10 protein-coding genes are annotated in these 13,148 nt (G+C 68.9%); 3 read left to right on the forward strand and 7 right to left on the reverse strand.

Annotation, left to right across the window (positions count from 1 at the left end; translation table 11 throughout):
- Positions 1-391: 391 nt before the first annotated feature.
- Positions 392-697 carry a hypothetical protein gene (locus VKV26_15420; protein HLZ71291.1) on the reverse strand — a complete coding sequence of 102 codons (306 nt, stop codon included), beginning with the start codon at positions 695-697 and terminating at the stop codon, positions 392-394.
- Positions 697-1,134 (reverse strand): MerR family transcriptional regulator, encoded by a 438-nt coding sequence (locus VKV26_15425; protein ID HLZ71292.1) that lies wholly within the window; start codon positions 1,132-1,134, stop codon positions 697-699. Before VKV26_15425 ends, VKV26_15420 begins: the two co-directional genes overlap by 1 nt.
- 234 nt (positions 1,135-1,368) lie before the next feature.
- On the opposite strand from VKV26_15425, the gene VKV26_15430 reads away from it, so the two are divergent.
- From VKV26_15430 to VKV26_15440, 3 genes are all read left to right on the forward strand, one after another.
- The gene (locus VKV26_15430; protein ID HLZ71293.1) at positions 1,369-2,442 is read left to right on the forward strand and encodes a phosphatase PAP2 family protein; all 1,074 of its coding nucleotides are present in this window, start codon (positions 1,369-1,371) and stop codon (positions 2,440-2,442) included.
- A gap of 488 nt (positions 2,443-2,930) precedes the next feature.
- Positions 2,931-5,447, forward strand: a complete 2,517-nt coding sequence (locus VKV26_15435) for a LuxR C-terminal-related transcriptional regulator (protein ID HLZ71294.1) — start codon at positions 2,931-2,933, stop codon at positions 5,445-5,447.
- A gap of 195 nt (positions 5,448-5,642) precedes the next feature.
- Positions 5,643-6,323: a hypothetical protein gene (locus tag VKV26_15440; GenBank protein ID HLZ71295.1), complete on the forward strand. Its 681-nt coding sequence runs from the start codon at positions 5,643-5,645 to the stop codon at positions 6,321-6,323.
- 336 nt (positions 6,324-6,659) lie between these two features.
- Here the strand turns inward: VKV26_15440 and VKV26_15445 are convergent, their stop codons facing one another.
- From VKV26_15445 to VKV26_15465, 5 genes are all read right to left on the reverse strand, one after another.
- Positions 6,660-7,001: a helix-turn-helix transcriptional regulator gene (locus VKV26_15445; GenBank protein ID HLZ71296.1), complete on the reverse strand. Its 342-nt coding sequence runs from the start codon at positions 6,999-7,001 to the stop codon at positions 6,660-6,662.
- Positions 6,998-7,366 carry a type II toxin-antitoxin system RelE/ParE family toxin gene (locus VKV26_15450; protein ID HLZ71297.1) on the reverse strand — a complete coding sequence of 123 codons (369 nt, stop codon included), beginning with the start codon at positions 7,364-7,366 and terminating at the stop codon, positions 6,998-7,000. Before VKV26_15450 ends, VKV26_15445 begins: the two co-directional genes overlap by 4 nt.
- A gap of 176 nt (positions 7,367-7,542) precedes the next feature.
- Positions 7,543-9,339, reverse strand: a complete 1,797-nt coding sequence (locus tag VKV26_15455; GenBank protein HLZ71298.1) for an aldehyde ferredoxin oxidoreductase family protein — start codon at positions 9,337-9,339, stop codon at positions 7,543-7,545.
- 147 nt (positions 9,340-9,486) lie between these two features.
- Complete coding sequence (locus tag VKV26_15460) at positions 9,487-9,873, reverse strand: hypothetical protein (protein ID HLZ71299.1); 387 nt, start codon at positions 9,871-9,873, stop codon at positions 9,487-9,489.
- Positions 9,874-9,925: 52 nt separating this feature from the next.
- Entirely contained in the window at positions 9,926-13,084 is a 3,159-nt protein-coding gene (locus tag VKV26_15465; GenBank protein HLZ71300.1) for an IPT/TIG domain-containing protein, read from the reverse strand.
- Positions 13,085-13,148: the final 64 nt, after the last annotated feature.

Raw genomic sequence — 13,148 nt, forward strand, 5'->3', positions numbered from 1 at the left:
TGGGGTATGGCGGCAGAGTTGGCAGGCGATGGAGGTGCTGCGGTGCGGTGTCCCTGCCTTCGGTGCCATCCGAGACAGGAGAGCGGTTGGGTCCTGCTGTAGGAACCAACACCGGCGAGTTGGACGGCCCGGATTGAGAAACAGCGCTCAAGCCGATAGTCACCGTCCGAGAGCCACCATTACCGCAATGAGGATCACAGCAGACCGCTGCACTCGGGTAGAAAACATCTCCACCCCCAGAAGCTGGCCGAGTTGTCCCGACCCCGAGGCCGCCACTGGTTGAGAGACTAGCGGTTTAGTCGTATAGCGTCTATGCGTACATCTGGCAGATTGCTTGCATCGGGTCCACACCGATCCATCGGCCAGCGGCGATCCCGCAAGGGATGGCCTTCTATGCCAGCATTTGCTCCCCAAACAGCTGCTCCAGCACGTCAAGCTGGGGCGGCGTGCCAGAGATGCGCAGGCGCGGCGCCGGCGCCAGCGTCAGCTCCCAGCCGATCTGGCGGCAGCACTGCCGCTCGGCGTCGATGTACTCGGCCACGGCGGGCGCGGCCTCGGGCGCGAAGTCGATCAGCAGCGCATCCGCCTCGCGGCGCACGCTTTGCACGGCCGGCGCCACGTCGAACACGCTGGCGGCGCCGCGCGGGCGCGCCTGAAAGTCGCAGACCAGCACGTCCAGCACATCTTGCTCGTTCATCAGTCTGCTCCTTCGTCGATCAGTGGGCAGCAGCCGCACTCGGCCACGCGGCGGCCCGGCGGAGCGCCGTCACGCAGGTGCCGCACGTGGCGCTCCAACTCGTCTAAATTGGTGCACAACGCCTGCCACTCGTCGATCTGGCGCCGCGCCCCCTGGCGCTGGGCCGCCAGGCGCGCGAGCAGATCGTCCATGTAGGCTCCGCACTCGGAGCTGAAGGCCAGCCCGACGAGCTCTTTGACCTCGGATAGCGGCAGGCCGAGCGCCCGCACCTGGCGGGCCAGGCGCAGCCGGCGCACGTCCGTGTGCGAGTAGAGGCGGTAGCCGGCCGCCGTGCGCGCAGGCCGCGGCACGATGCCTTCCGCTTCATAGAAGCGAATCGTGCGCACCGGCAGGCCGGTTTCCCGTGCGACGCCGCCGATCGTCAGCCGCTCGTGCATGGCGTGAGCGTAGACCTTGCAGTCACTGGAGGGTCAAGCGCCGTACGGCAGCGCGGAAGGCGACAGTCTCTGGGCCGTGTTACACCAGTCACACCCTGCCCGCAGGCGCAAATGGGCGAGTGCGAACGGCGGCGCGACGGGTACGCTACCATTAGCCCGTTGCCAGGCGCGAGGGCGAGGCCGGCGCGACCGGATCAGCGGTCCGCGGCCGGAGGCACGGCGGAGGAGGATGGCGTGGCCCTCGTTCCGCCGCCCGTGCCGCGCGCCGTACGCCGGGCCGCGAGCTTGCGCGACGTCCAGCACCTGTTTGCCGCGCTGCGGCGCTTGCGGCGGCACTATCTCGGCGCACAGGAGCGGCACCGGCGCCTGCTTTGGCTGGTGCAGGGCGCGTACATCGTGCTCTTCACCGCCTGGCTGCTCGACTCCCACACCTGGCCGGCGGCGGATGTCGTCGCCTGCTTCCTGCTGATCTTCGCCATCTTCACCATGCGCGGCGTGCGCTTCCTGCGCGACTGGGCGCCGTTCATGGTGTTGCTGCTGGCCTATGTGGCGCTGCCGGGTGTAACGCCGGGGCTGATCGGCCGCGCCCACGTGCAGTTCCCGATCGACACCGACCGCTGGCTGTTCGGCTGGTTCACGCATGGCGAGCTGCCCACCACCTGGCTGCAGCAGCAGCTCTGGCAAGACGGTCGGCTGCACTGGTACGACTACCTGGCGGCGTTTCTCTACCTGATGCACTTCATCACGCCGCTGGTCGTTGCCTTCGTCTTCTGGATGCGCGATCGAGCGCTCTACTGGCGCTTCGTGCGCTCGTATCTGCTCCTGATGTACGCCGGCTTCGCGACCTATCTGATCTATCCGATGGCGCCGCCGTGGTGGGCCAGTGACCTGCACCGCATCCCCTACGTCGTGCGGGTGCTGGGCAACGTGCAGTGGGCGGGCGTCTCCGATCCGATCATCTTCCTTTCGAAGTACTTTCACGTGGATCCGGTGGCGGCGATGCCCAGCATGCACGGCGCCTTCCCGGTGCTGGTCTGGTTGGTGCTGTGGCGGGTGTATCCGCGCTGGGGCTGGGCGACGGTGCTCTACCCGATCGGCATGGCCTTCGCCGTGGTCTATCCGGGCGAGCACTACGCGATCGACATCATCGCCGGCTGGCTCTACGCGATCGTGGCCTTCGCGCTGGTCTGGGGCGGGCTGGGCCGCGGTCTCCGGCAGCGGCTGCATCGCCCACAGAGCCTTGCCGGGCGGCCGACATTAGCGCCGGCGCCTGTGCCGGCAGACGAATTCACCGCGGGCGACGGTTAAACGCGGCAGATTGAGCGCCCCGCTCACACCGCGGCGCCGATGTACTGACGCAGGCCGAACCTCACAGACAGCGTCTGGGCCGCCATGCCGATCATCTACCACCGCTTCATGCCGGCGACTCCGTTTCGAACCTGCCGTTCTCGGCGCGTCTCGGGCATCTGCCAATACGGTAGAATCAAGGCGCGGCGGCGACGCACCGTCGCGGCACCAGTGGCGCATCATCGATGAATCACCCAGCGCAGCCCACGCCGGTTCCGCCGCACTTGAGCACCGTGTTGCGCGCGCTGCGGGAAGCCGGTGGAGTCACGCAGGCGGGGTGGGCTGCGCAGATCGGCGTCGGCCGGGCGACGGTGCAGCGCTGGGAGCGGGGAGAAGCCACGCCCAGCGCCGACGCTGCCGAGGCGCTGCTGACGGTCTGCCGCGCGCAGGGGCTGCTCCGCAGCTTCGAGCGCGGCCCCCTGCGCGGGCTGACGGTCACCGCTGAGCTAGTGCGCGAGTTGCTGGCGGAGGCCCGAAGTGGGGCAGCGGTCCGCTCCACGCCGCCGTCGGTTGTGCTCCTGCCGGCGCGACCGACGGCGGCCCGCGGCGCGCTTCCCAGCCCGCTGACTCCCCTCGTGGGGCGTCATGATGAGCGCGCGGTCATTATCCGTCTGCTCTCCTCCGGCCGGCTGGTGACGCTGACGGGCGCAGGCGGCGCTGGCAAGACGCGGCTGGCGCTGGAAGTGGCCGCGGAGCTGGCGGAGACGTTCGCCGACGGCGTCGTCTTCGTGAACCTGGCGCCGTTGCGCGACCCGGAGCTCGTCCCGGCGGCGATCGCCCAGGCCCTGGGTGTTCAAGGCCTCACGGGCCTGCCGGTCCGGGACAGCGTCATACGATACGTTCGTGAGAAACGGCTGTTGCTGCTGCTCGACAACTACGAGCACCTGCTGGCCGCGGCGGAGTTCGCCGGAGCACTCCTCCAGGCTGGACTAGCGGTGACCTTGCTTGTAACGAGCCGGGCACCGCTGCGGGTGAACGGTGAGCAAGAGTATCCGGTCTCGCCCTTGCTGGTGCCCGAGGCAGAGAGCCGGCCGGCAGCGGTTCTGGCGCAGAATCCGGCGGTGCAGCTCTTCGTGCTGCGGGCGCAGGCCGTACGACCCGACTTTGCGCTGAGCGAGGAGAACGCGGCGGCCGTCGCGGCCATCTGTATCCGCCTGGACGGATTACCGCTCGCCATTGAGCTGGCGGCGGCGCGGGTGCGCGTGCTGCCGCCGGCGGCGCTGCTGGCACGGCTGGCACAGCGGCTGCCGCTATTGACGGGCGGACGGCGCGACCTGCCGGCCCGGCAACAGACGTTGCGCAACGCCATCGCCTGGAGCTACGACGTTTTGGAGCCGGCCGAGCAGCGCTTGTTCCGCCGGCTCGGCGTGTTTGCCGGCGGCTGCACGCTGGAGCTGGCCGGGGCGGTGTGCAACGCCGCTGGCGACCTCGGACTGGATGTGCTGGACGGCCTGAGCTCGCTGGTCGAGAAGAGCCTGCTGCGGGAAGGCGATGGCGAGGCCGGGGAGCCGCGCTATCGGATGCTGGAGACCATCTGCGAGTTTGCCCTCGATGCGCTGGGGGCCAGCGGGGAAGCCGAGGCTGTGCGGCGTCAGCTGGCGACGCAGATGCTGCAACTCGCGCAGCAGTGTGCGGCCACGGGCAACTGGCCGCGGCTGGACGCCGAGCTGGACAATGCGCGCGCTGTGTTGGGCTGGTGCATCGAGCGCGCCGAGCTGGACGCTGGCGTACGCCTATTCTGGGCGCTGCGCGGGTACCTGTACATCCGCGGGCGCGGGAACGAACAGCAGCTGTGGCGCCGGCGCTTGCTGGCCCTGCCGGAGGCCGCGCCGCCGAGCGTCTCGCGGGCACGCCTGCTGGCCCTCTCGCCAGCAGACCTGCTCTCCACCGCGGACCAGGACCGCGCTGTAGCCGAGCTCGAGGAAGCGATCGGCCTCAGCCGGCAGCTGGGCGACACCCGCTGCCTTGCCCAGGCGCTGGAGCGCCTCGCCCTGCTTCGCTTGAACCAGAACAACCCTGGCGCGGCGGTCCCGCTGGCCGAAGAAGCCGTCGCCCTCCGGCTCCAGGCCGGCGCGATCGAAGCGGCCGTCAACGCCCGCAGCTACCTCACCACCGTCGCCGTCACCCGCGGGGATGTTGCCACGGCCGAACGGCTGGTGGCTGCAAACCGGGCGTTTCCGGGCACCGCGGGCACGGCAGTGGCTCTGTTTAGCGAGGCCTTGTTGGCCATGGCACGCGGCGACGATGCTCAGGTGCGCGTGCTCCTGGAAGATTACGTCCAAAGAGTAGGCGTTGAACAGGGTGGGAAAGGCCCCGACAGGCTCGTGGGCCTTACATATCTCGCATGGGTCGCGTTCCAGCAGGGCGACACCGGTGCGGCCGTGGCCACCTGCGGCGAGATGCTCGCCGTGCAACGCGAGCTAGGTCCGACGCGCTTTCTCCCGGCAGCCCTCAGTGTGCTCGCTCAGGCAGCGGAGCGTTGTGGCCTTTTCGCCGCGAGCGCCCGGCTGTTGGCTGCCACAGACGTCGCCAGACGGGAGTTCGCCGCGGAGGTGTTCGGCCTGCACGCAGGGCAGCAGGCAGCGGTGGAACGGGTGCGGGCGGCGCTGGATGAAGCGACGTTCGCCGAGGCCTGGGCGGCGGGCGCGGCGCTTTCGGCCGATGCCGCCATCGAGCTCGGGTTCGCGGTCGTGGCGCAGCTGCAGCGACTGCTCGCAACGGACACGGTCGCTGCCGAGCCGCACCAGACGGCTTTCCAGCACCACCTGACCGCACGAGAGGTCGAGGTGCTGCGGCTGATCGCCGCGGGCAAGAGCACACGCGAGATCGCCAGGACGCTGGTCATCAGCGACGGCACCGTCGAACGGCACGTCACGAACCTCTACACCAAGATCGGGGCACATAGCCGGGCGGAAGCCGCCGCCTATGCCTTCCGCCACGGCCTCGTCTCCTCGGCCGACGTGTAACGGCACTGCGCACTTTCCTACATGCCGATCACGAGGGCAAATGTAGTCTTCCCGCGATGGCGCCGCCCTGACCGCCTGCGACGCTGTATTCAGCGAAGGCACGAGCGTGCTGCCGCCATCGGCGAGAGGGAGTCCACGATGCTGTCCAACGCAACGACCACCGCCCTGCCGCCACGCAGGTTCCGATCCGGAAGGGTGAAACTGGGAGCAGCCGCGGGCGGCGTCCTGCTCGCCGTCTGCGCCGTGGCCGGCGTCGCTGCCTGGCAGGTCGGCAGCCGGTCAACGGGCCACCCCGCGGCACGCCCGGCCGCCGTGCTGCCCGCCGCCGCGGGCGTCCCAGCCGCAGCCCGCACCAGCCCCGCTCCGCAGCTCATCCTGGCGGGCTCGGCGGAGCAGGCAGCACGCGTGCAGGCCTCCTTTAATGACGCCGATGCGCTGGGTGCGGCGAGCGGCGCGCCACCCATCACACCGCAAATCTGGGTCGTTGACCCGAGCCAGGCCACCCAGACGCTGTGGGCAGTCGCGGAGCAGAACAACCTCCGCGCCTCCCTGGGTCTGCCGGAGATCGTCGTGACGGATCTGACGCAGTCGGAGGGGGGAGTGCGGGACCACCCCGTCATCGAGCGCCAGGCGCACGCCGCGCCGGCAGCGGCCGTCTACCTCGCCGGCTCGCAGCAGCAAGCGGACACGGCACAGGCGGCACTCGACGCCGCCGACGTGGAGGCGGGCAAGTTCGGCGTTACCTCGCCCGCGGCGCGCCTCCTGGTCGTCAGCTCGGACGAAGATGCAGCGGCGTGGCGCAGCATGGTTGCCGATGAGAATGCGCTGCGCGCCACGCTGGGACTGGCGGAGATCGAGCTGGTCGATCTGCGCTAGGCCGGCCCTCGTGCAAAGACATGGTTTCACAACCGGCGCGGCAGCTCGTCGTGCTCGCAGCCGGGCGGCTTCGCCGGTGGTGAAACCGTCTGTTATGCCTGTCTGCTCTCCTTCTCCCAGCACACGGCGCACCAGCTCCATGCCAAACGGAGGCCGGTGTCCCAGCTGCGGGCGCCAAGTCAGGCAGCAGGTTACCTTTGCATGCCGTGTCGAGACGATCGATGCGGACCCGGCTCAGCCGGCGGCGCCGATGTACTGGCGCAGGCCAAGGCGCTCGATCGTCCCGGTCGTGGGACGGCCGTTGCGCCTGCGCTGGGCGGCCGGCCCCGTCGACCATCAGGCTGAACTCTCTATGCGTTGCTCGGCCTCATGCTGCCGTCTTTCGCATGGTTCGACGTGGATTTGATACTCCGGTCCGATGACGATGCGGGCGTTCAGCGCGGCTGCAAGACGCCAGAGCGTGGTCACGGTTGGCGTACGGCCCGCCTTTTCGAAGCGAGCGATCGCCGGCTGGCGCATCCCCGCGGCCTGGGCAAGCTGTGCCTGTGTCATGCCGCGGACCTCGCGGATGGCAGCCGTCTGGAAAGCCAGTTCTAGTTCCGCTTCGGCCTCGCGCACGCAGCGGGCGAACTCCGGATCCTGCATCATTTCGTCGCGGTGTCGATCAAAGGCTGTCATTGCTGCCTGCCCCCGCGGTGCTGTTCGAGACACCGATACGCGCGGTCAAGCTCTGCTTGCTCTGTTCGACGGTTGGGTTTCTTTTGCGTTGCATGCAGCAGCCACGCCGTTCCCCGGTTGTCGATCGTGAAGTAGATTCGATACTCAACGTTGCCATGTTCAGGGCGCAGTTCGAACAATCCATGTCCGAGAGCCTTCACCAAGTTCGCAGGGAGCGGCGGGCCGCCGGGCTGATGACGACTGAGAATGCGATCGATGTATGCCACGATTTTCGCGGCGGCGCCCTTCCGGTGTTGATACAGGTCATCGATGAACTCCCGCACGGGTTCGCGGCCGGCGGCATCGCGGAAGTATTCCACATCCATCGATGCTGACGCGCCCGCCTTATACCCGATTGGTTATAGCATACACGTCCAGAGTCCGGACATGACCCACACCATGCAGGGTGTGAGACGGCCGTGCGGGTACCTGTGTGTACGCCAGATTAACCGAGCCGGCCGGCTTTGCAGTAAGCATCGAGGGACTTGCAGGCCGATCCTGCTCACACCGCCGCGCCGATGTACTGGCGCAGGCCGAGGCGCTCGATCGTCTCCGTGGTCGGGCGGCCGGTCTCTTCGTTCCAGCCGTGCTCGCGGTAGTAGTCGGTCACGATCTGGTCCTGCACTTCTGGGCTGAGGCCGGGGTGCTTCGCCAGCGCGTTCTGGAACTTTTTGGGCAAGGCGTCGTGCTCACGGCCGAAGCCCTCGCGCATGTTGAAGAGGCGCGCCATCGCCAGGCCGCGGTGCGCCGCCTGCACCACCTCTTCCTGCGTCACGCCCCAGCCCGTGACGGCGTTGAGCACGTCCAGCACCTGCTCGTCCTTGTAGTTGAGGAAGAAGCAGATGCCGGCCTGGTTGCGAAACGCGTTCTTATCGCTGGTCTGGCGCATGTGGTCGCCGCCCGTGGGCGCGAGCAGGTACGAGGGGCGCATCTCGGGCATGTGGCGTGGGTCGTGCATCGCCATCTCCATGCCCTTCACCGTGGTCAAAAACTCCTCGCTGCCGCGGCCGATGCGCGCCGCCGCCCGCTGCGAGCCTTCGGCCAGCAGATCGCCGAAGCCCTCGCGGTAGGCGACCTTACGGATCATCTCGATCACCATCTCCGCGCTGCCGAAGCGGAAGGGGATACCGCCCGTGTCCGCGTCGGTGAGCACGCCCTTCTCGTAGCACTCCATCGCCCAGGCGATCGTCGTGCCGAGCGAGATCGTGTCCATGCCCAGCGCGTTGGCCAGCTCGTTGCCCTTGCAGATCGCGATCAGGTCATCCACGCCCAGCGAGTTGCCCAGCGAGGCGAGCGTCTCGTACTCTGGCCCGCCATACTTCGGATCGATGCTCCAGCGGCCCTGCGGGTCGAAGGCGACGGGCCGGCCCTTCTCGTCGGTCACGCCCTCGCGTTCTTCCACGCGCACGACCTTCTTGCAGCGCACGGAGCAGGCGTAGCAGGCCTTCATGCCCATGCGCACTTTGTCGCGCACGGCCACGGCGTCGATCTCGCCCACCGGCTCCCACTCGCCGAACTGGTAATTGAGCGTGGGCAGGCCGCCCTGCAGGTGCTTGCCCACCATAGCCGCGCCGGTGCCGAACTCGTGGAAGGCGCGGTGGTTCTCTTCGAGCGTGGTGGCCACCCACTTCGCCAGGGCCAGCACGGGCTTCGGGTCGAAGACGGGCACCTTCTTCGTGCCGCGCACCGCGATCGCCTTCAGCTTCTTCGACCCCATCACCGCGCCCATGCCGGTGCGGCCGGCGACCTCGTTCAAGTCGTTGTTGATGTTGGCGAAACGGACCAAATGCTCGCCGGCGGGGCCGATCTGGCAGGTGCGAATCCACTGATCGCCCAGCTCTTCGATGATCGCCTCTTCGCACTCGCCCGTGGTCATGCCCCAGAGGCCGCTCGCGTCGCGGAACTCGACCGGCTGGTCTTCCTTGATCCAGAGGTAGACCGGCGTCTCTGAGGCGCCGTGCACCACGATCGCGTCCCAGCCGGCCCGCTTCACCTCGGCGCCCCAGAAGCCGCCCGACTCGCTCTCGCCGAAGCCGCCGGTGAGCGGCGAGCGGGCGCCTACGGAGTGGCGGCCGGCGCCGGGCAACGCCACGCCGGTCATCACGCCCATGGCGAAGACCAGCACGTTCTCGGGTCCAAGCGGATCGGCGCCGGGCGGCACGTTCTCCAGCAGGTAGCGGGCGATGAAGCCGCGCCCCCCTTGCAGGTCGCGGTAGAAGGCGTCGCCCGGCTCCTCGACCCAGCTCGTGCGGTCGCTGAGGTTGACGTGCAGCACTTTGTTCCAGTAGCCGAATGACATCGTGACGACTCCGTTGCAGCGCTGAGACAGAGCGCGCAGGCGCCCCGCCCCATCATGGGCCGGAATGGTGCAAATGGCAAAGGCCGGCGCCACCGGCGCGCATCCGCCGGTGGATCTGCGCCCGTTGCACCGGCCCGCACCTGGCGGCTACGGCGCGGCGTCGGGGCCCGGCGTGGCCGCGTGCGGTATGCCGCGGGGTGGGTCGGGCGTGTAGACCGGGATCGGCGTGGCCGGCAGCGGGTGAGGGTTCAGCGGAATGTCCGCGGGCGGGGCTGTGGGCGTGGCGAACGCATGCGGCGCGCGGGCTGGAAAGACCGGAGTATAACGCGGCACGGGCGTGGCGCGCCCGGCTCCAGGGTTGAGCGGGATCGCGGGCGTGGGCGCGTTGCTCAGCGGCAGGGCGGGCGCGGCCGTGGCGCTGGGCACGGCGACGGAATGGCCCGGCTGCGCCGCGGCCAGGCGGGCCAGGCCGAAGCCGACCAGGCCGAGGGCCAGCAGGGGGCCGAGGAGCCGGCGAAGGATGACGGATCGCATGCGCTGTCTCGTTTCCGGGGCGGCGGCGCCCCAGTCCACCCGCGGCGGATCGCTAGCTGGTGAAGCCCTCCCAGCGGGCGACGGCGCTGCAGTTGCTGCCGTTGCAGGCGCTCACCGTGTAGTAGTAAAACGTGCCCGGCTGCAGCCCGGCGCTCGCCGGCACCGTGACGCTGAGCGCGGTCACGGTCTGCTGGAACTTCATCACGCCGGCCTGCGGATCCCAGACATAGGCGGTGTACTGTGTGGCGCCGGGCACCGCGCCGCTGGGCGCGGCCCACTGCAGGGTGGGGGTCGCGCCATTGCCGGTCGAGCCTTCGACCGGCGCGAGCAGCGCCGGCACACCGGGCGTGGTCCAGGTGGTGAAGCCCTCCCAGCGGGCCAGCGGGCCGCAGACGCTGCCCGTGCAGGCCTGTGCCGTGTAGTAATAGAAGGTGCCGGGCTGCAGGCCCGCGCTCGCCGGCACGGCGAGGCTGAGCGCCGTGGTGCTCTGCTGGAACTTCATCACGCCGGCGGCCGGATCCCAGACGAAGCCCGTGTACTGCGTCGTGCCGCCGACGGCGCCGCTGGCGGCGGTCCACTGCAACGTCGGCGTTTGGCTCACCGTGGTGCTGCCTTCGATCGGGCTGGTGAGGCCGGGCGCGCCCGGCTGCGGCGCGATCGTTTCGCCCCAGGCGCGGGCGTAGGCGCTGCACGCCCCCGGGTTGCATGCCGCGACGGTCCAATAGATGCCATGCGCGGGCTGCAACCCTTCGGAGGCCGGCACCACAAGCGAGGTGGCGGTGGTCGTCTCCAGCGGCAGTACCGTGTTGGTCGTGTAGTCGGTGATCCAGACGTCGTAGACCGTGGTGCCGGCCACGGCGCCGGCCGGCGCCTGCCAGGTGAAGGTCGGGGTGGTGAGGATGTTCTGCGTGCCCTCCGCCGGCGTGAGCAACACGGGCACGCCCGGCGGCGCGGTGAACTCGCCCCAGGCGCGGGCGAAGGGGCCGCAGCCGTTGCCGCCGTTGCAGGCCTGCACCGCCCAGTAGAACTCATCGCCGGCAAGGATGCCCTCGTTGCCGGGGATGGTGGCCGACAGGTTCGCCGTCGAGATCCAGGGGAGGTCGATATTCTGCGTGACGTCGGAGAGGGCGACGGTGTAGGTCGTGACGCCGCTGAAGGCGTTGGCCGGCGCCTGCCAGCTCAGTACAGGCGTGGTGCTGAGCCCCGTCGTGCCCTCGGCGGGCGCCACCTGCACGGGGGCGCCGGGCAGCGGCGCGATGAACTCGCCCCAGGCCGGCGCGTAGGCGCTGCAGGCGGAGCCGTTGCAGGCGCTGACCGACCAGAAGATCTCCGTGCCGGGCGCGAGCGCCGCCGACGCGGGCACGGTGTAGGAGGTGTTCGTCGTCGTGAACTGCTGGTTGCCCTGGGAGATGAACAGCGTGTAGACGGTCGCACCCGCGACGGCGCCCGGCGGCGCCTGCCAGGTGAAGGTGGGCGTGGTGCTGAGGTTCTGCGTGCCCTCGGCCGGGGATTGCAGGATCGGCGGGCAGGGGGAATTCGCGGGCGTGTAGCTGAATTGGTCGGCGCTACTGGTCGCGCTGGTGCCTCCGCTGACTGTGACGGTGACATCGACGACGCCACAGCCCGCCGGACTGGTGGCCGCGCAACTGGTCGCGCTGGCACAGCTCACGCCCGTGGCCGCCACGCCGCCGAAGCTGATCATCGTCGCGCCGGAGACCGTGTTGAAGCCGGTGCCTGTGACCGACACCGCCGTGCCGCCGGTCGCGGGACCAGCGTTCGGGCTCACACCGGTCACCGTCACCGGCGGGACGTACGTGTACGAGAGCGTGTTGCTTGCCGGCGTGGTGAACGTGCCGCCCGGCAACTGGTTCTGGACGGCGACGCTCACCGCGACCGTGCCTGCGCCCGGCGGGCTGGTGGCGAGGCACTGCGTGGCGGTGCAGCTCACGTCCAGCGCCGGGTTCGCGCCGAAGTAGACGCGCGTGGTGGCGCCGGCGACGGCGAGGCCCTGGCCGCTGAGCGTGACGGCGGTACCGCCCGGGGCGGGGCCGGACTGCACGCCGAGCGCCGAGAGCACGGGCACATACTGGAAGAGATCCGTGTTGAACTGCGGGTTGGTGGCGCCTGCGGGCGTCTTCAGCGTCACATAGGCGTTGCCCGCGCCCGGCGGCGTCAGCCCCCGGCACTCCTGCTGCGATCCGCTCACGACGAAGCACTGGTTCAGCGTCACGGCGTTGGGACCGATGAAGAACTGGTTGTTGGCGATCGTGGTGGTGTCGAAGCCGCTGCCGTCGATCTCGATCGCGTCGAAGCCGCCCGGCGCGCCATGGTTCGGCCCTGTGCTGCTCCCGTCGACTGCGCTGATCGTCGGCGGCGTGCCGGAGGTGACGAGGAAGGTCACGGCATTGCTGGTGAGGCCGTTCACCGTGACCGTGACGCTGACGGTGCCGGCGGGCAACGACGACGGGCTGTTGACCACGCACTCCGCCCCGCAGGCGCCGCTAATGAACGTGCCGCCGAAGTTGACGACGCCGCCCACCAGGTTCGAGCCGACGATCGTCACCTGCGTCGAATAGCCGACAGGAGCGAAGGATGGGCTGATGGCGGAGATGGAGGGCGCACCGCCCTGCGGTGGTGTATAGGTGAAGGGCACGGCGTTGCTACGATTGCCCCCAGGATCCACCACTGTGACGCTGACGGTCGCCGGCGAGGTTACGTCGAGCGCCGGCACCGTCGCCGTGCACGTCGTCCCGTTACATGACGTATTGGTTGCGGGTGTAGCGTCCACGTCCACAGTAGATCCACTCGGAAGATCGGCGCCGGACACAGTGATGGATGTACCTGGGGCGCCGCTTGATGGCGCATCGGTCCAGACGACCGGCCCGACAGGAGCGTAGCTGGTCTCAAACTCGTTGTCCCAGTCTACCCCGGCAAAGTGGAATGGTGTACCGTTTACCGCATTTAGGGAATATTGCTGAGTATTGTAGGGAGCCGGATAGGAAGTGCTCCAAGTAACCAGAACATTGCTACGACCCGTGTCTAACTGGTACTGGTTCGTGAGCTGTGCCAAGAAGTCGTTGGCGATCTGAGGTGATGGGTATGAGCCGCCGATGGCACTATCGAATTGCTGCTGTGTGCACTTTCCAAGTTCGCAGCGGAACCTGTCAACCTTGTTGAGACCACCCGTTGGGAAAATTAGCGGAGGATTCACTCTGGCATCGTCGTCACCTCCTCAGGCAGCGGGAACGGCGGATTGATCCAGGCAGCCGTCGGGA

The organism is Dehalococcoidia bacterium (assembly GCA_035310145.1).
In the GTDB taxonomy this organism is placed as follows: domain Bacteria; phylum Chloroflexota; class Dehalococcoidia; order CAUJGQ01; family CAUJGQ01; genus CALFMN01.

Excerpts from the sequence above, each read along its gene's own strand:
- VKV26_15445 (HLZ71296.1), bottom strand. The coding sequence starts at position 7,001 with ATGACAGCCTTTGATCGACACCGCGACGAAATGATGCAGGATCCGGAG.
- VKV26_15450 (HLZ71297.1), bottom strand. The coding sequence starts at position 7,366 with ATGGATGTGGAATACTTCCGCGATGCCGCCGGCCGCGAACCCGTGCGG.
- VKV26_15420 (HLZ71291.1), bottom strand. The coding sequence starts at position 697 with ATGAACGAGCAAGATGTGCTGGACGTGCTGGTCTGCGACTTTCAGGCG.
- VKV26_15460 (HLZ71299.1), bottom strand. The coding sequence starts at position 9,873 with ATGCGATCCGTCATCCTTCGCCGGCTCCTCGGCCCCCTGCTGGCCCTC.
- VKV26_15425 (HLZ71292.1), bottom strand. The coding sequence starts at position 1,134 with ATGCACGAGCGGCTGACGATCGGCGGCGTCGCACGGGAAACCGGCCTG.
- VKV26_15455 (HLZ71298.1), bottom strand. The coding sequence starts at position 9,339 with ATGTCATTCGGCTACTGGAACAAAGTGCTGCACGTCAACCTCAGCGAC.